Origin of the sequence: Xanthomonas sp. LF07-6 (assembly GCF_034105445.1) — a bacterium.
GTDB lineage: Bacteria > Pseudomonadota > Gammaproteobacteria > Xanthomonadales > Xanthomonadaceae > Xanthomonas_A > Xanthomonas_A sontii.
In genome coordinates this window covers 18049-34579 of sequence record NZ_JAXGGI010000010.1, presented here as the reverse complement: position 1 = coordinate 34579, position 16531 = coordinate 18049, and the positions used below count along the sequence as shown (strand labels likewise).

The 16531-nt window shown below is 69.8% G+C and carries 14 protein-coding genes; 6 read left to right on the top strand and 8 right to left on the bottom strand.

Features of this window, described 5'->3' with window-relative positions; all coding sequences use genetic code 11:
- Positions 1–129: 129 nt before the first annotated feature.
- Both SLW56_RS15005 and SLW56_RS15000 read right to left on the bottom strand, forming a co-directional pair.
- The gene (locus SLW56_RS15005) at positions 130–894 is read right to left on the bottom strand and encodes a sel1 repeat family protein (protein WP_017912190.1); all 765 of its coding nucleotides are present in this window, start codon (positions 892–894) and stop codon (positions 130–132) included.
- A 165-nt stretch (positions 895–1059) separates the two neighbouring features.
- Positions 1060–1680, bottom strand: coding sequence for a thymidine kinase (locus SLW56_RS15000; RefSeq protein ID WP_017907968.1), 621 nt, complete (start codon positions 1678–1680; stop codon positions 1060–1062).
- Positions 1681–1812: 132 nt separating this feature from the next.
- Here SLW56_RS15000 and rep point away from each other — a divergent pair, with 132 nt between their 5' ends.
- On the top strand, positions 1813–3789 hold the full coding sequence (gene rep / locus SLW56_RS14995; protein WP_010340793.1) for a DNA helicase Rep: 1977 nt from the start codon (positions 1813–1815) through the stop codon (positions 3787–3789).
- Between the two features lie 941 nt (positions 3790–4730).
- Here rep and glyS read toward each other — a convergent pair.
- Together glyS and glyQ are read right to left on the bottom strand one after the other, a co-directional pair.
- Positions 4731–6902, bottom strand: coding sequence for a glycine--tRNA ligase subunit beta (gene glyS, locus SLW56_RS14990; protein ID WP_320695067.1), 2172 nt, complete (start codon positions 6900–6902; stop codon positions 4731–4733).
- A 188-nt stretch (positions 6903–7090) separates the two neighbouring features.
- Positions 7091–7999, bottom strand: coding sequence for a glycine--tRNA ligase subunit alpha (gene glyQ, locus SLW56_RS14985; protein WP_010340858.1), 909 nt, complete (start codon positions 7997–7999; stop codon positions 7091–7093).
- Positions 8000–8075: 76 nt separating this feature from the next.
- Between glyQ and SLW56_RS14980 the strand changes: the two genes are divergently transcribed.
- The 3 genes from SLW56_RS14980 to SLW56_RS14970 all read left to right on the top strand — a co-directional run bounded on the left by SLW56_RS14980 (position 8076) and on the right by SLW56_RS14970 (position 11718).
- Positions 8076–9896 (top strand): GspE/PulE family protein, encoded by a 1821-nt coding sequence (locus tag SLW56_RS14980; protein WP_267102771.1) that lies wholly within the window; start codon positions 8076–8078, stop codon positions 9894–9896.
- Between the two features lie 103 nt (positions 9897–9999).
- The gene (locus SLW56_RS14975) at positions 10000–10770 is read left to right on the top strand and encodes a glutamine amidotransferase (RefSeq protein WP_081613595.1); all 771 of its coding nucleotides are present in this window, start codon (positions 10000–10002) and stop codon (positions 10768–10770) included.
- A gap of 48 nt (positions 10771–10818) precedes the next feature.
- A complete protein-coding gene (locus tag SLW56_RS14970; protein WP_017907962.1) occupies positions 10819–11718 on the top strand; it encodes a BPSS1780 family membrane protein in 900 nt (299 codons plus the stop codon).
- 149 nt (positions 11719–11867) lie between these two features.
- Here the strand turns inward: SLW56_RS14970 and tatC are convergent, their stop codons facing one another.
- The 4 genes from tatC to SLW56_RS14950 form a co-directional block, all read right to left on the bottom strand.
- Complete coding sequence (gene tatC / locus SLW56_RS14965) at positions 11868–12608, bottom strand: twin-arginine translocase subunit TatC (RefSeq protein WP_017907961.1); 741 nt, start codon at positions 12606–12608, stop codon at positions 11868–11870.
- Positions 12605–13126, bottom strand: a complete 522-nt coding sequence (gene tatB / locus SLW56_RS14960) for a Sec-independent protein translocase protein TatB (RefSeq protein WP_320695066.1) — start codon at positions 13124–13126, stop codon at positions 12605–12607. The genes tatC and tatB overlap by 4 nt, the downstream gene beginning before the upstream one ends.
- A 15-nt stretch (positions 13127–13141) precedes the next feature.
- Complete coding sequence (tatA, locus tag SLW56_RS14955; RefSeq protein ID WP_010340619.1) at positions 13142–13372, bottom strand: Sec-independent protein translocase subunit TatA; 231 nt, start codon at positions 13370–13372, stop codon at positions 13142–13144.
- Positions 13373–13497: 125 nt separating this feature from the next.
- A complete protein-coding gene (locus tag SLW56_RS14950; RefSeq protein ID WP_148828608.1) occupies positions 13498–14397 on the bottom strand; it encodes a YSC84-related protein in 900 nt (299 codons plus the stop codon).
- A gap of 167 nt (positions 14398–14564) precedes the next feature.
- Here SLW56_RS14950 and hemH point away from each other — a divergent pair, with 167 nt between their 5' ends.
- Together hemH and SLW56_RS14940 are read left to right on the top strand one after the other, a co-directional pair.
- The gene (hemH, locus tag SLW56_RS14945; RefSeq protein WP_017907957.1) at positions 14565–15524 is read left to right on the top strand and encodes a ferrochelatase; all 960 of its coding nucleotides are present in this window, start codon (positions 14565–14567) and stop codon (positions 15522–15524) included.
- Positions 15521–16363 carry an alpha/beta hydrolase gene (locus tag SLW56_RS14940; RefSeq protein ID WP_320695065.1) on the top strand — a complete coding sequence of 281 codons (843 nt, stop codon included), beginning with the start codon at positions 15521–15523 and terminating at the stop codon, positions 16361–16363. Before hemH ends, SLW56_RS14940 begins: the two co-directional genes overlap by 4 nt.
- The last annotated feature ends 168 nt before the right edge of the window (positions 16364–16531 follow it).

Sequence of the window (16531 nt, the reverse complement as noted above, 5' to 3'; positions counted from 1 at the left end):
ACGCAGTCGGGGGTGCGAGTGCGGTGCGCCTCGCGCGTCGCGGCTGAGCCACTCCCACAGGGGCGCACAGGCCCGGCACTGAGCTGCTGTGGGAGGGACTTCAGTCCCGACGCGGGAATGGCTCCGCGTTCAGTGCTTGCCCGGCTCCTGCGGCGGCGTTGGCGGTGCGCCTTCCGTGCTGATGTCCTCGACATCGCCGATGTCGACCCGGCCCGGGGTGCGGCCGTCCCACACCTGGTCCTGCAGCTTCCAGTACGCGCTCGGTTCCCAGAACTGCTTGGCGTAGAACACCTCCGGATCGATGCTGCCGCCACGTGGGCCGTTGATCGACAGCGGGCCGGCCGCGCCGGAGTGGCCGAGCAGGCCGCCGGTGCTGCGCATCGCTTCGCGCCGCAGGACCGCTTCCTGGCGCGGCTTGGCGACCTGATCGCCGTAGTCGGCGAGCATCGACTTGTCGAGCTTGGCCGCGCGCTTGCGCTCGTCCGGAGTCAGCTGGTTCCAGTACTCCATCTTGCGCGCGCCGAACTGGTCGTAGCCGCGCTCGGCGGCCAGCGCCATCCACAGGAAGCCCATCGTATGGTCGGCGGCGCCGCCCTGGCCTTCCCAGTACATCTCGCCCAACCGCGCCTGCGACGGCTTGTCGGCATAGCGTGCGGCCAGTTGGTACTGCTTCCTGGCCTCGGCGTACTCGCCCTTCTTGTCGGCGCGGATACCGGCGCGGCGATAGAACAGGTCCAGGTGCGCCTCAAGGAAGCCGTCGGTGAGCACCTGCGCCGGGATGTCCTGGAAGGTGTGGTCGCCCGGGGCCGCAGCGGCGGGGCCAGGCAGGGCGAGCAGCAGGGCACAGGCCAGTGCGGTGCCGCTGCCGGCAAAAAATCCTTTGAACGAAAGCATGTTCCTCATCCCATGAGTGCGATCGGCGCGATTCTAGGCATGCCGCCTGGGCGCGCTCCATAGACTGATGGCATAGGCACGGGCGCCTGCGCGGCAATCGTCAGCGGCGGTTCATCGCGGTCCGATCCGACGCACCAGTGCGGTGCGTCGCGCGTTGCATGCGAGTTACAGCGGCAGTGCGATCTGCAGCGGATCGATGCGCCCTTCGCCGCGCATGATCTTCTTGAACTCGGGGCGGCTGACCGACACGTAGCGCTCGTTGCCGCCGATCTCCACCTGCGGGCCGTCCTGCACCGCATGGCCGTTCTCGTCCACGCGCACGGTCATCGTCGCCTTGCTGCCGGTGTGGCAGATGGTCTTGATCTCCTGCAGCTCGTCGGCCCATGCCAGCAGGTACTGGCTGCCCTCGAACAGCTCGCCGCGGAAATCGGTGCGCAGGCCGTAGCACAGCACCGGGATGCGCAGCCGGTCGACCACTTCGCTGAGTTGCCAGACCTGGGCGCGGCTGAGGAACTGCGCCTCGTCCACCAGCACGCAATGCAGCGGCCCGTGGCTGGCGATGTCGGCCTCGAGGGTGGCCAGCAGATCGGTGTCGGCGACGAAGGGCATGCCGTCGGCGCGCAGACCGATGCGCGAGGCGACCACGCCGCTGCCGGCGCGGTGGTCCAGCCGCGGCGTCAGGATCGCCGTGCGCATGCCGCGCTCGCGATAGTTGTGCGCCGACTGCAGCAGCGTGGTGGTCTTGCCGGCGTTCATCGCCGAATAGTAGAAATACAGTTTCGCCATGCCGCCGATTCTAGCGCGGCGGCCGCGCGCCCCGGCCGCCGGGCGGTTCGCGAACCGGTTCAGCGCCGGCGCGGCGGTGGGGCGTCGGCGCCGGCCGGCGCCCGTTACAATGCGCGGCCAAGGGAAGTCTTCATGCACGGTCTCAATCCTCCCCAACGCGCCGCGGTCCTGCATTGCGAGGGTCCGTTGCTGGTGCTGGCCGGCGCCGGCAGCGGCAAGACCCGCGTGATCGTGGAAAAGATCGCGCACCTGATCGCCAGCGGCCGTTACCCGGCCAAGCGCATCGCCGCGATCACCTTCACCAACAAGTCGGCCAAGGAAATGCGCGAGCGCGTGGCCAAGCGCATCCGCAGCGAGGCCGCCGACGGCCTGACCATCTGCACCTTCCACGCCCTGGGGCTGAAGTTCCTGCAGATCGAACACGCGGCGGTGGGCCTGAAGCGCGGCTTCTCGATCTTCGACGCCGACGATGCCGCCGCGCAGATCAAGGACCTGATGCCCGGCGCCAAGCCCGATGCCATCGAGGACGCCAAGAACCTGATTTCGCGCGCCAAGAACGCCGGGCTGTCGCCGGAGCAGGCGATGGCGGCGGCCCGCAGCAACCGCGAGCAGGAGGCGGCCAGCCTGTACGAGCGCTACCAGGCGCGGCTGAGCACCTTCAACGCGGTGGACTTCGACGACCTGATCCGCCTGCCGGTGCAGGTGCTGGAGGAAAACGAGGACATCGTGATGGCCTGGCGCGAACGCATCGGCTATCTGCTGGTGGACGAGAGCCAGGACACCAACGATGCGCAGTACCGGTTGCTGAAGATGCTGGCCGGCCCGCGCGGCAACTTCACCTGCGTGGGCGACGACGACCAGAGCATCTATGCCTGGCGCGGCGCCAACCCGGAAAACCTGATGCAGATGGGCCGCGACTATCCGGCCCTGCAGATCATCAAGCTGGAGCAGAACTACCGCTGCTCCAACCGGGTGCTGCGCGCGGCCAACGCCCTGATCGCACACAACCCGCACGAGCATCTGAAGACGCTGTGGAGCGACCAAGCCGATGGCGAGCGCATCCGCGTGTGGGAGTGCCGCGACAGCGAGCACGAGGCGGAGAAGGTGGCCGCCGAGATCGCCTATCTGGGCACCGCCAAGCAGGTGCCGTGGAGCGATTTCTGCATCCTGTTCCGCGGCAATTTCCAGTCGCGGCCGCTGGAAAAGGCGCTGCAGATGGCCAGCGTGCCGTACCACATCACCGGCGGCACCGCGTTCCTGGAGCGGCAGGAGGTCAAGGACGTGCTGTCCTGGCTGCGCCTGCTGGTCAATCCAGACGACGACGCGGCGTTCCTGCGCGCGGTGCAGGCGCCCAAGCGCGAGGTCGGCGCGACCTCGCTGGCCAAGCTGGCCGAACTGGCTTCTGCCAAGCACCTGCCGATGTCGCGCGCGGCCGAGTCGGTGGGCGCGCTGCAGCAGTTGCCGCCGCGCGCGGCCAACGGCCTGAGCGACTTCGTCGACATCCTGCACGAACTGCGCGCGGCCTCGACCACGCTGTCCTCGGCCGACGTGGTGCGCCAGCTCGCCGAGCAGTCGGGGCTGATCCGCGAGCTGCGCAGCCAGTGCAAGGACGAAGCGAGTTTCCAGCGTCGCCGCGGCAACCTGGAGGAACTGGCCAAGTGGTTCGAGGGCGGCCCGCGCGGCGCCACCGTCGGCGACCTGGCCGCGCAGTTGGCGCTGCTGTCGCGCAACGACAAGGACGACGGCGGCAACCAGGTGCGGATGATGACCATGCACGCGTCCAAGGGCCTGGAGTTCCGCTACGTGTTCATCGTTGGCTGCGAGGACGGCGTGCTGCCGCACGAGGTCAGCCTGGAAGAGGGCAATCTGCAGGAAGAGCGGCGTCTGCTGTACGTGGGCATCACCCGCGCCAAGGAGCAGCTGTGGATGAGCTACAGCAAGCTCACTCGCAAGTTCGGCGAGCACATCCGGCTCAAGCCCAGCCGCTTCTTCGACGAGATCCCGGCTGAGGAAATGCAGCGCGACGGCGCCGACCCGGTGGCCGACGCGGCGCGCAAGAAGGAACGCGCGAATGCAGGGTTGGCGGCGATCCAGGCGTTGTTTGATTGAAGGCCGGGATTGGGGAGTCGGGATTGGGGATTCGTAATGGCGGGGTACGTTGTGAGCGCTGTGGCTGGGAGGGGGCGTGCGGATGTGCGCAGGGGCTAGTCGGCTGTTCCTTCTCCCTGCGGGAGAAGGTGCCCCGTAGGGGCGGATGAGGGTACGGGCGAAGCCTCGTGTCTTCAATCTCTGCATGTCGCTTCGCGCCGGACCCTCACCCCAACCCCTCTCCCGGAGGGAGAGGGGCTAGTCGGCTGTTCCTTCTCCCTTCGGGACCACTGCCCCCTTTTGGGGGGAAGGTGCCCCGCAGAGGCGGATGAGGGTCCGGGCGAAGCCTCGTGCACTCACACTCCGCGAGTCGCTTCGCGCCGGACCCTCACCCCAACCCCTCTCCCGGAGGGAGACGGCTAGTCAGCTGTTCCTTCTCCCTTCGGGACCACGGCCCCCTTTTTGGGGGAAGGTGCTCCGCAGAGGCGGATGAGGGTCAGGCGCAGCCTCGTGCACTGACACTCCGCAGGTCGCTTCGCGCCGTACCCTCACCCCAACCCCTCTCCCGGAGGGAGAGGGGCTAGTCAGCTGTTCCTTCTCCCTTCGGGACCACGGCCCCCTTTTTGGGGGAAGGTGCTCCGCAGGGGCGGATGAGGGTCGGGCGGAGCCTCGTGCACTCACACTCCGCAGGTCGCTTCGCGCCGTACCCTCACCCCAACCCCTCTCCCGAGGGGAGAGGGGCTTAGGGCGGGTGCTTGCACACGCTTGTTGTGACGGACGCAAGCAACGCGCCTGCAGGGCCTTGCGGACAGCAGTGAGCTTGCACTGTGGGAGGGACTTCAGTCCCGACGCATTGCGCTGCGCCGAAGCCATTGGCGCAGTGCATTGCCGCAGGAGCTCCACCCGCAAAACGAGAGCGGGCCGCGCAAGGCGGCCCGTCTCCGGTTCGACGCTTCTGCTGCTTACGCCGACAGGTGTTCGATCGCCGCGACGCTGCCGAGACGCTCGCCCAGGCGCTTGAGCAGGGCCAGGCGGTTGCGACGCAGCGCCGGGTCGTCGGCGTTGACCATCACGCCGTCGAAGAACGCGTCCACCTGCGGGCGCAGCCGCGCCAGGAAGTTCAGCACGGTGACGTAGTCGTGCTGGCGCAGCGCGCCGTCGGTCTCGGCGATCGCCGCTTCCACCGCCTCGGCCAGTGCGCGCTCGGCCGGCTCGCGCAGCAGGCCCGCGTCGACCTGTGCCGGAATCTCGCCCTCGGCCTTGCGCAGGATGTTGCGGATGCGCTTGTTGGCCGCGGCGAGCGCCTCGGCCTCCGGCAACGCGGCGAAGGTGCCGATCGCGTCGATGCGGCGGTCGAAGTCGTACAGGGAGGCTGGCTTCAGTTCTGCCACCGCGTTGAACTGCGTCGCCGGCACGCCCTTGTCGGCGTAGTAGCCGCGCAGGCGGTCGAGGATGAAGTCGAAGATCTCCTCGACCTGCTCCAGCGAAACCGTGCCCACCTGATGTTGCCCGGGTGCAGTCTCAGCACCTTCGCGCTTCGCCTCTGCTGCTGCATCCAGCTTCTTCAGCAGGGCGGAACGCCGAATTGCCTCCATCGCCTGGGTCGCAGCCGTCGACAGGAGCGCCTTCACATCCACATCAAACCCACTCTCAATCACCGTCCGCGCCAACCCCAGCGCATTGCGCCGCAGCGCGAACGGGTCCTTGTTGCCTGTGGGCTTCAACCCCGCGGCGAACCCGCCGGCCAGCGTATCCAGACGTTCGGCGATCGCCAGCACCTTGCCCAGCGGCGACAGCGCGATGTCGTCGCCGGCGAAGCGCGGCTGGTAGGCCTCGTCGATCGCCAGGGCGATCTCGCTCGGCTCGCCCGCGGCGAGCGCGTAGTGGCGGCCGGCGATGCCCTGCAGTTCCGGGAATTCGTTGACCATGCGCGACTGCAGGTCGTTCTTGCTCAGTTCGGCGGCGCGGCGCGCCTGCGCCGGGTCCACGCCGACCTGCGCGGCGATCGCCTCGGCCAGCGCGGCCACGCGCTGCACCTTGTCGGCGATGCTGCCGAGCTTGGCCTGGTAGGTGACGCTGGCCAGGCCGGCGCCCATCGCCTGCAGGCCCTGCTTGAGGTCTTCGTCGAAGAAGAACTTGGCGTCGGCGAAGCGCGGGCGGATCACCCGCTCGTAGCCCTTGGCCACTTCGGCCACATCGCGCGAGACGATGTTGGCGATGCCGATGAAGTGTTCGGTGAGCTTGCCGCCGTCGTCCAGCACCGGGAAGAACTTCTGGTTGCTCTCCATGGTCTCGATCAGCGCTTCCTGCGGCACCGCCAGGAACGCCGGCTCGAACTTGCACAGCACCGCCGATGGCCATTCGACCAGGTTCACCACCTGCTCCAGGTTGTCCTCGGCGATGCGCGCGCTGCCGCCGGCCTCACGCGCGGCCTGCTCGACCTCGGCGACGATGCGCGCGCGGCGCACGTCCGGGTCCACCAGCACCTGCGCGGCCTGCAGTGCGGCCACGTAGTCGCCCGGCTGCGCCAGCGGCACCGGCGCGTCGTGCAGGAAGCGGTGGCCGCGGCTGTCGCGCCCCGCCTCCACGCCAAACAGCGGCATCGGCACCACCTCGCTGCCGAACAGCAGCACCAGCCACTGCACCGGCCGCGCGAAGCCATAGTCGTGATCGCCCCAGCGCATCGGCTTGGGGATCGGCATCGCCGCGATCGCCTCGCGCAGGATCTCCGGCAGCAGCGTGGCGGTGCGCGCGCCTGGGTTCACCGCACGGTGCACGAAGCGCTCGCCCTTGGCGTCGCTGGTGCGCTCCAGCGCGGTCCAGTCGATCCCGGCCTTGGCGGCGAAGCCCTGCAGCGCCTTGGTCGGCTGGCCATCCGCGTCCAGCGCGATGTTGAGGTAGGGGCCGAGCACTTCCGCGCGCTGCTCCGGCTGTTCGACGGCCACGCCCGGCAGCAGCACCGCCAGCCGGCGCGGCGTGGACAGCGGCCTGGCGTCGCCGCGCTCGACCGCGATGCCGCGCTTCTCCAGCCCGGCGATCACGCCGTCGAACAGCGCCTGGGCCAGGCCCGGCAATGCCTTGACCGGCAGTTCCTCGGTGCCCAGTTCGATCAGCAGGGGAAGGTGTTGGCTCATGTGTCGGACCTTGCTAGCGGTTTTTCCCTTCTCCCTGCGGGAGAAGGTGCCCCGAAGGGGCGGATGAGGGTGCGGCGGAGCGTTGCGGCTTTGGGTGCGGTGAGGGTTATCCGCGAGGGCGTACCCTCACCCCAACCCCTCTCTCCCGCCGGGACTTCCTTCGGTCGCCGGGGGGAGAGGGGCTTGCATCACTTCTTGACGCCGGGGAAGCCCAGCTTCTCGCGCTGCGCGTAGTAGGCCTTGGCCACCGCCTGCGCCAGCGCGCGCACGCGCAGGATGTAGCGCTGGCGCTCGGTCACCGAGATCGCGCGGCGTGCGTCGAGCAGGTTGAAGGCATGGCTGGCCTTGGTCACCTGTTCGTAGGCCGGCAGCGGCAGGCCGACCTCGACCAGCGCCTGCGCTTCCTGCTCGCACGCGTCGAAGCGGTGGAACAGTTCGGCCACGTTGGCGTGTTCGAAGTTGTACGCGCTCTGCTCCACCTCGTTCTGGTGGTAGACGTCGCCGTAGGTGACCGGGGTGCCGTCGGGGCCGTAGGTCCACACCAGGTCGTAGACGTTGTCGCAGTTCTGCAGGTACATGCACAAGCGCTCGAGACCGTAGGTGATCTCGCCCAGCACCGGCTTGCACTCCAGGCCGCCGGCCTGCTGGAAGTAGGTGAACTGGGTGACTTCCATGCCGTTGAGCCACACCTCCCAGCCCAGGCCCCAGGCGCCGAGCGTCGGCGATTCCCAGTTGTCCTCGACGAAGCGCAGATCGTGCACCAGCGGATCGATGCCCAGTGCCTTGAGCGAGTCCAGGTACAACTGCTGGATGTTGTCCGGGTTCGGCTTCATCGCCACCTGGTACTGGTAGTAGCGCTGCAGGCGGTTCGGGTTCTCGCCGTAGCGGCCGTCGGTGGGGCGCCGGCTCGGTTGCACGTAGGCCGCGTTCCACGGCTCCGGCCCGAGCGCGCGCAGGAAGGTGGCCGGATGGAAGGTGCCGGCGCCCACTTCCAGGTCCAACGGTTGGATCAGCACGCAGCCGTGCTGCGCCCAGAACTGGTTGAGGGTCTGGATCAGACCCTGGAACGTGATCGGAACGGACCGGGAAACGGACATCTCGCAGGGGGCCGGTTGAGGGGTGCGCTAGTATAGCGACCGACTCGCGGGGACTTCCGCGCACCGGACCTGGACCATGGATTCGCGCCCTGCCGCGCCGCCCGCGTCGTCGCCCGCCGAACCCACCGTGGCGTTGCCGCCGGGCCGGTTGAGCTTCGAGCGCGTGGCCGCCGCATTGCTCGCCGACGGCCTGGTCGCACCGGCCGAACGCGGCCGCGTGCAGTTCTCGGCACAGACCGCACGCACCGTCAGCGACGTGCATCCGCTGGTGCTGTTGTCCAACCTGAAACTGGCCGCCACCCGCCCGCCCGGCAGCGAACTGAGCCTGGAACGGCTGACCGAGTGGCTGGCGCAGCGCTGCGGCCTGCGTTACCTGCGCATCGATCCGACCCGGGTCGACGTGGCCGCGGTCACCGGCGTGGTCTCGCACGCCTATGCGCGCCGCCACCGGATCCTGCCGCTGGCGTTGCAGCCCGAGCGCCTGCTGGTGGCGACCAGCGAACCGCTGGCGCTGGACTGGCTCGGCGACGTGCAGCACCTGGCGCGGCGCCGCATCGAGGTGGTGGTGGTCAACCCGCTGGACCTGCATCGCTACACGATGGAGTTCTTCGGCGTGACCCGCTCGGTGCGCGGCGCCAAGGACGGGCGCACCGAACAGAGCAGCGGCCTGCCCAGCTTCGAGCAACTGGTGGAACTGGGCCGCGGCGGCGACGTCAACGCCGACGACCACCATATCGTGCACATCGTCGACTGGCTGCTGCAGTACGCCTACGAGCAGCGCGCCAGCGACATCCACCTGGAGCCGCGGCGCGAGGCCGGGCGCATGCGCTTCCGCATCGACGGCGTGCTGCACAAGGTGCTGGAAGTGCCGCCGGCGGTGATGACCGCCATCGTCAGCCGCATCAAGGTGCTCGGGCGCATGGACCTGGCCGAGCGGCGGCGCCCGCAGGACGGGCGCATCAAGACCCGCTCGCCCGGCGGGCGCGAGACCGAGATGCGCCTGTCGACCATGCCCACCGCCTTCGGCGAGAAGTGCGTCATGCGCATCTTCGACCCGGATGCCGCGTTCAAGAGCGTGGACCAGCTCGGTTTCAGCGCGCAGGAAGCGGCTGGCTGGAACGCGCTGGTGGAGCGCCCGCACGGCATCGTGCTGGTCACCGGCCCCACCGGCTCGGGCAAGACCACCACGCTGTACTCCACGCTCAAGCGCCTGGCCACGCCGGACGTGAACGTGTGCAGCGTGGAAGATCCGATCGAGATGATCGCCACCGAGTTCAACCAGATGCAGGTGCAGACCAACATCGACCTGGACTTCGCCAGCGGCGTACGCACCCTGCTGCGGCAGGACCCGGACATCATCATGATCGGCGAAATCCGCGACCTGGAAACCGCGCAGATGGCGGTGCAGGCCTCGCTGACCGGGCACCTGGTGCTGTCGACCCTGCACACCAACGATGCGCCCTCGGCGATCACCCGCCTGCTCGACCTGGGCGTGCCGCATTACCTGGTGGCCTCCACCCTCAACGGCGTGCTGGCGCAGCGCCTGGTGCGCACCCTGTGCGGCCACTGCAAGCGCCCGCACACCCTGGAAGCGCACGAGTGGGACGCGTTGCGCGAGCCGGGCGAGGCCCTGCCCGAGCCGCTGCAGCCCTACGCCCCGGTCGGCTGCCTGGAGTGCCGCCGCACCGGCTACCTGGGCCGCGTGGGCCTGTACGAACTGCTGCCGGTGACTCCGCGCCTGCGCACCCTGATCCGCGCCGACATGGACCTGGCCGGCTTCAGCCGCGCCGCCCAGGACGAGGGCGTGCGCACGCTGCGCCGCGCCGGCCTGGAAAAGGTGGCCGCCGGCCTGACCACCATCGAGGAAGTGCTGTCGGTGCTGCCGCCGCGGGAGTGAAGCGCGGGGCGCTTTCCCGTCTCATGATCGCCAGTTATATGGCTATGCCGCCACCGCCGCGCGGCCTTGAACAATCCACGGCGACGGCGTCTAGAATCCCACCATGCCGTTCGCTTCTCCCGTCCGTCGCCGTGCTGCGCCCTTCCTGATCCTCGAAACCGGTGAGCCGGTGGCGACGATGCGCCGCTACGGACGCTTCCCGCACTGGATCCGCGTCGCCGCCGGCCTGGCCGAGCGCGAGACGGTGGTGACGAACGTCGCCGCCGGCGAGGCGTTGCCGGCAAGGGGCGACTTCGCCGGGGTGATCGTCACCGGCTCGGCGGCGTTCGTCACCGACCGGGCAGAGTGGAGCGAACGCTCGGCGGCCTGGTTGCGCGAAGCCGCCGAGGACGGCACGCCGCTGCTGGGCATCTGCTACGGCCACCAGTTGCTGGCGCACGCGCTGGGCGGGGAGGTCGCCTACAACCCGGCCGGGCGCGAATCGGGCACGGTGGACATCGAACTGCACCCGCCCGCCGCCGAGGATCCGCTGTTCGCCGGCCTGCCGCCTCGCTTCCCCGCGCATGCCACGCATCTGCAGACGGTGCTGCGCGCGCCGTCCGGCGCCACGGTGCTGGCGCACTCGGCGCAGGACCAGTGCCACGCGTTCCGCTGGGGCGAGGCGACCTGGGGCCTGCAGTTCCATCCGGAGTTCGCCACCCACCACATGCGCGGCTACGTGCAGGCGCGCGCGGACTGTCTACGCAGCGCCGGACGCTGCGCCCGTACCATCGCCCGCGAGGTCAGCGCCGCACCGCTGGCACGCAAACTGTTGCGGCGCTTCGTTCAGCACGCACGCGGGCAGCACAGCAGCGGCCAGGCAAAACCGCGATAATCTGTGCAGTCGCCGCCGCTGTACGGCGTCCCCCACTTCGGATTGGCAATGATCGAGATTCGCAAGCTGCCGGCCTCGGCCGGCGCGGAATGGCTGTTGGCCGGCATGTCCCTGCTGCGGCGGGCGCCGTGGGCGTTGGGCCGGCTCGGACTGATCTGGGGCCTGGCGGCGCTGATCGCCCTGTTCCTGGGCGTGCTCAACCCGACCCTGGGCATGCTGGCGCAACTGCTGATGGGGCTGGCCGGGCCATTGCTGTTCGGCGGGCTGGTGTGGGCCGTGCGCGAGGTCGACCAGGGCCGCAGCGCCGAGCCGGCGCACCTGCTGCAGGGCCTGCACGGCGGTCGCACGCCGAACCTGCTGGTGGCGTTGCTGCCGCAGGTGGTGGTCGGGCTGGCGCTGGCGCTGCTGGCGGTGGTGGTGATCGGTCCGGATGGGTGGATGCAGCTGACCACGGTGATGAACAAGCTCAACGAGCTGGGCCAGTCCGGCGCGCAGCCGGATCCGCTGCAGGTGGAGCAACTGGTCGCAACCCTGCCGGCGCTGCGCATCCTGCTGTGGCTGATGCTGGTGGCGGTCGGGTTCGTGGCGGTGGCGCTGACCCTGTTCCTGTTCGCGCCGCAGGTGATGTTCGACGGCCGCAACGGTATCGCCGCCATCGGGCACGGCCTGCGCGCCTGCCTGCACAACCTGCCGGCGATGCTGGTGTTCTTCGTCCTCGCCTTCCTGGCCATGTTCGCGTTCTATTTCGCGCTGACCGTGGTGATGCTGGTGCTGCAGCTCCTCGTCGGCACCGCCGTGGCCGCGCTGGTCGCGCAGTTGCTGCTGATGGCGCTGCTGATGCCGGTCCTGGCCGGGATCGTGTACGCGGCCTGGAAGCAGATGTTCGTGCACGCCGGCGATGCGGCGCCGGCGGTGCCGCCGCCGCCCTCCAACGTCTTTGTGGCGTAGCGCCGGGATTGGGGAATCGGGAGTCGGGAATCGCTAAGAGCCACAGCAACAGCAAAAACGGCCCCTCGGGGCCGTTTTGCTGTGTGCGGCAGATTGCCGTCAAGCCGCGTGGTAATGGTGGGTATGCAGCGAACCGCTGTTCCGATTCCCTATTCCCGTGCCTCGATTCCCGGCTTCTTGGTCACCGCCGCTGCAGCGATGATGCCCAGCTCGTACAGCAGGCACATGGGGATCGCCAGCATCAGTTGCGAGACCACGTCCGGCGGGGTCAGCACCGCGGCCAGCACGAAGATGCCGACCACCGCGTAGCCGCGGCCCTCGCGCAGTTGCTGCGGGGTCACCCAGCCGAGCAGGGCCAGGATCACCAGCGCCACCGGCAGTTCGAAGCTGGCGCCGAAGGCGAAGAAGATCGCCAGGACGAAGTCCAGGTAGGCGCCGGCATCGGGGGTGAGCTGGATCACGTCCGGCTTGAACGTGGTCAGGAAGTGGAACACCGCCGGCAACACCAGGAAGTAGGCGAAGCCGCAGCCGAGGTAGAACAGCAGCACCGCCGAGGCCAGCAGCGGCAGCGCCAGGCGCTTCTCGCGCTGGTACAGGCCGGGGGCGACGAAGGCCCAGGCCTGGTACAGCAGCCAGGGGGCGGACACGAACAGGGCCAGGAAGAACGCCAGCTTCAGCGGGGCGATGACCGCGCCGGCCGGGTGCGTGGCGATGACGCTCTGGCCCACCGGCAACTGCGCCAGCATCGGCTCGGCCAGCCAGGAGTACAGGCGCTTGGAGAAGGGCAGCAGCGCCACCACCACCACGCCCAGGCCGATCAGCGCGCGCATCAGCCGCGCGCGCAGTTCGATCAGGTGTTCGATCAGGCTGCTCTCGGCTTCCACGTTCATCGCGGCGCCTCCGGATCAATGGAGGGCGGCTGGCCGGTGTGCGCCGTGGCGGTGGACGCCGGATGCGGTGCGGCGGCACCGCGCGCGGCGGCGGGCACCGTCGCGGCAGAGTGCGTGGGCAGGGGCGTGTCCGTCTCGGGAGCATGCGCAGTCAGGGCGTCGATTGCGGCGGCTGTCGCTGGCGGCACGGTCGACGGCGCGCTGTCGGCAGGCGGCACCGGCGGGTTCGGATCGATCTCGCGGCGCAGCGCCTCGGTCTGCCGCTGCAGCTCCTCGCTGCCATCGCGAAACTGGGTCTCGGCCTGGCGCAGCGAGCTCTGCACGTCGTGCAGGCTGCGCTTGAGTTCCTCGGCTTCCAGTTCGCGTTCCAGTTCCTGCTTCACCGAGTCCCACTGCGCGCGGGCGCGGCGCACCCACAATCCGGCGAAGCGCGCCGCCTTGGGCAGGCGCTCGGGACCGAGCACCACCAGGGCCACCACCGCGATCACCAGCAGTTCGCTGAATCCGATATCGAACACGCCGGCGGGGTCCCGTCAGTGCGCGTCGCGGTCGCGCTCGGCCTGGGTCTGGCGGGACGGCTCGCTGCTGCTGCGCGTCTCGTCGCCGAGCTGGCCAGCGGGCTTGTCGTCGTCGCGCATGCCTTTCTTGAATTCCTTGACCGCGTTGCCCAGATCCTTGGCGCCGCTCGTCAGCCGCTTGGTGCCGAACACCAGCAGCACGATCACCAGCACCACCAGCCAGTGCCAGATGCTAAGACTGCCCATGATCCGCTCGCAGAAAAGTCGTAAGGAACCCGCAGGATAACGCACCGCGCCGCGCCGCGTTACCTTTCCCGGCCGTGCAGGCCTGCCTGCACGGCGCGATGGACAGGTGGCGTTGGGAACCGCGCTCAGCGATCGCCGTCGAGCTTCTCGGTGCGGATCTCGCCGTCGGACACCGGCTGGAAGCCCTGCTGCGCCGGTTGCGCCTGGCCCTGCAGGGGGACGGTGCTGGCAGCGGCGTCGGGCGCGGCGGTCGGTTCCGGCGTGGCCTGCGGTGCCGGCATGGCCGCCGGTGCCGGGGCGGCGCCCGGGCTGCCGTTGCTGTCGGTGCCACGGCTCTGCCGCGCGGCGTAGGTGGCTTCCTCGAGCTTGTCGCGGAAGGCGACGATGTCGTTGGACGGCCGGTTGGTGGTGCGGCCCTCGAAGATCATCCGCGGGGTGGTGTTGCTGCCGTAGGCGTTGAGGTCGGCGGCATCGTCGATCTGCAGCGCGGCGCCATCCAGGGCGACGCCGGCGAACAGGCCGCGCGCGCGCGACCACGACCAGATCTCGGCCTTGAGCTGGCCGTCGGTGGCAGCGGCGGCGTTGCGCCCGACCGGGCCGGCGGCGACGCCGGCATCGGCGCCGAGGGTGAACTTGCCGTTGACGATGTTGTCGAGGCTGCGGTCGTTGCGGAACACCAGCACCACGTCGGAGGACTGCACGCCGACCTGGAAGCCGATGCTGCCGCCGGTGAGCTTGACGAACACCGGGTTGGACCAGGTGCCGTCGGGGCGCTTGACCGACATCAGGCCGTGGCCGCGACGCCCGCCGATCACCAGGCCGGCCTTGAGCGTATCCGGGATCACCACGATGGCGCGACCCTCGTCGAGCAGCTTGTCGGGGATGGCCTGCTCGGGAATCTTCTGGATGTCGGTCAGCACGCGCAGCGCGTTGCGGGCGCGCTCGTCCTCTTCCGGTCCGGCCACGGCGTGGCCGACGAACAACAGGGTGCTCAACAACAGGGCGAGGCGCGGCAGGAGGGGCATGGCGGGCTCCGAAATAGGTCCGCAGCAAGATACTGCAAGTCCTTGAACTTAGTCACAGGGCAATGAATCGGCAATGAGTGGTGCCGGCACCGCATGCAGGCGCCGTCGATCGCCGCGATCGAACGGATCGACACGCCGCAACGCGCGCGCTCTGCCACAATGCGCGCATGTCCGACGCACCCGAGACCGCCATCCTGGTGGTGAATCTAGGCACGCCCGAGGCGCCGACCGCGCCTGCGGTCGCCCGTTACCTGGCCGAGTTCCTCGGCGACAAGCGCGTGGTCGCGATCCCGCGGCTGTTCTGGTGGCCACTGCTGCACTGGGTGATCCTGCCGCGGCGCTCGCCGAAATCGGCGGAGAAGTACGCCCAGGTGTGGCTGGCGGACGGCTCGCCGCTGGCGGTGTACACCCGCCGCCTGGCCGAGGGCATGCAGCGCGAGCTGCCCGGGCACCGCGTGGCCTGGGCGATGCGCTACGGCGCGCCGGCGCTGGCGCCGGCCCTGGACGCGCTGCGCGAGGCGGGCGTGCGCCGGATCGTGGTGCTGCCGCTGTACCCGCAGTATTCGACCACCACCACCGCCTCGATCGAGGACGTGGTGCAGGCCTGGCAGGCGCGCCATCCGCAGCTGCCGGTGCACCTGATCGAGGACTACCCGACCGACCCGGCCTGGGTCGCGGCGGTGGCCGACAGCGTGCGTGCGCACTGGGCGCAGCATGGCCGCGGCGAGCGCCTGTTCTTCTCCTTCCACGGCCTGCCGCAGCGCGTGGCCAACAACGGCGATCCCTACCCGCAGCGCTGCGAAGCCAGCGCGCAGGCGATCGCCGCTGCGCTGGGCCTGGAGGCCGGGCAGTGGGAGCTCGGCTACCAGTCGCGCTTCGGCGCCGAGCGCTGGCTGCGCCCGTACGCCGAGCCGCGGCTGTGGGAGCTTGCCGGGCAGGGGGTCAAGCAGGTGGACGTACTCTGTCCCGGCTTCGCCACCGACTGCCTGGAAACCCTGGAAGAAGTGGCGATGGGCTTCGTCGAGACCTGCGCCGAACGCGGCATGCAGGTGCGCTACATCCCCTGTCTCAACGACGCCCCGGCGCACGCGCGTGCCCTGGCGCAGCTGGCGGCCCGCGCGGCATGAGTTTGCGTGCTTTTGCCTGCCCGTCGCGGGTGGGCGCGCTGGCCGGACTACGCAGCGGCGACCCGGAGGGGCCCAAGGCGCTGGCCTTGCACGGCTGGCTCGATAACGCCGCCAGCTTCGTGCCGCTGAGCCGGCACCTGCCGCAGCTGGACCTGGTGATGCTGGATCTGCCCGGCCATGGCCACAGCAGCGACCTGCCCGATGGCGCCGAGTACCTGCTGGCCAGCGCCCTGCACCCGGTGCTGGACGCGGCCGATGCGCTGGGCTGGGAGCGCTTCGTGCTGATCGGCCATTCGATGGGTGCGGCCATCGCCAGCCTGCTGGCCGCCGCGGCGCCGCAACGCATCGAGAAGTTCGTGGCGATCGAGATGCTGGGCGGCCTGGCCGAGAGCGAGGCGGGCGCGGTGGAACGGCTGCGCAACAGCGTCGCCAGTACCCGCCGTGCCACCGCCACGCCGTTGCGCGTGTTTCCCGATCTGGCCGCGCCGGTGCGGGCGCGGATGCTGGCCAACCAGCTCAGCGAGCCGGCCGCGCGGCTGCTGGTGGAACGCGGCGTGCGCGCGGTGGACGGCGGCTACGTGTGGCGCAGCGACCGCCGGCTGACCCTGCCCACCGCGATCCGCCCGACCGAGCCGCAGATGCAGGCGCTGCTGGCCGGCATCGAGTGCCCGACCGCGGTGGTGTTCGCCGATCCGGCGCAGGACATCCTGCCCGAGCCGCTGCGCCTGCAGCGCGCGGCGTGCCTGCGCGACGGCCGCGTGCACACGCTGCCCGGCACCCACCATCTGCACATGGAACAACCGGCGGCGGTGGCCGCGTTGCTGCACGGCTTCCTCTGACGCAGACGCGGCGCTGACCGCGTCGCCATGCGTCTGCGCTGCCGCGACCATCGCATCCGGGCATCGCGCACGCACACTGCGACGCAGTGGGCGCCGGTGCTGCGCAGGCCGCCGCAATTGTTCCTTTCGCGGCGTCACAGTTCGACATGTTGTCGCCGTGCCGTCGCG

What these genes read in the sequence shown, in the direction of transcription:
- SLW56_RS15005 (WP_017912190.1), bottom strand. Translation starts at nt 894, where the DNA reads ATGCTTTCGTTCAAAGGATTTTTTGCCGGCAGCGGCACCGCACTGGCC.
- SLW56_RS15000 (WP_017907968.1), bottom strand. Translation starts at nt 1,680, where the DNA reads ATGGCGAAACTGTATTTCTACTATTCGGCGATGAACGCCGGCAAGACC.
- rep (WP_010340793.1), top strand. Translation starts at nt 1,813, where the DNA reads ATGCACGGTCTCAATCCTCCCCAACGCGCCGCGGTCCTGCATTGCGAG.
- glyS (WP_320695067.1), bottom strand. Translation starts at nt 6,902, where the DNA reads ATGAGCCAACACCTTCCCCTGCTGATCGAACTGGGCACCGAGGAACTG.
- glyQ (WP_010340858.1), bottom strand. Translation starts at nt 7,999, where the DNA reads ATGTCCGTTTCCCGGTCCGTTCCGATCACGTTCCAGGGTCTGATCCAG.
- SLW56_RS14980 (WP_267102771.1), top strand. Translation starts at nt 8,076, where the DNA reads ATGGATTCGCGCCCTGCCGCGCCGCCCGCGTCGTCGCCCGCCGAACCC.
- SLW56_RS14975 (WP_081613595.1), top strand. Translation starts at nt 10,000, where the DNA reads ATGCCGTTCGCTTCTCCCGTCCGTCGCCGTGCTGCGCCCTTCCTGATC.
- SLW56_RS14970 (WP_017907962.1), top strand. Translation starts at nt 10,819, where the DNA reads ATGATCGAGATTCGCAAGCTGCCGGCCTCGGCCGGCGCGGAATGGCTG.
- tatC (WP_017907961.1), bottom strand. Translation starts at nt 12,608, where the DNA reads ATGAACGTGGAAGCCGAGAGCAGCCTGATCGAACACCTGATCGAACTG.
- tatA (WP_010340619.1), bottom strand. Translation starts at nt 13,372, where the DNA reads ATGGGCAGTCTTAGCATCTGGCACTGGCTGGTGGTGCTGGTGATCGTG.
- SLW56_RS14950 (WP_148828608.1), bottom strand. Translation starts at nt 14,397, where the DNA reads ATGCCCCTCCTGCCGCGCCTCGCCCTGTTGTTGAGCACCCTGTTGTTC.
- hemH (WP_017907957.1), top strand. Translation starts at nt 14,565, where the DNA reads ATGTCCGACGCACCCGAGACCGCCATCCTGGTGGTGAATCTAGGCACG.
- SLW56_RS14940 (WP_320695065.1), top strand. Translation starts at nt 15,521, where the DNA reads ATGAGTTTGCGTGCTTTTGCCTGCCCGTCGCGGGTGGGCGCGCTGGCC.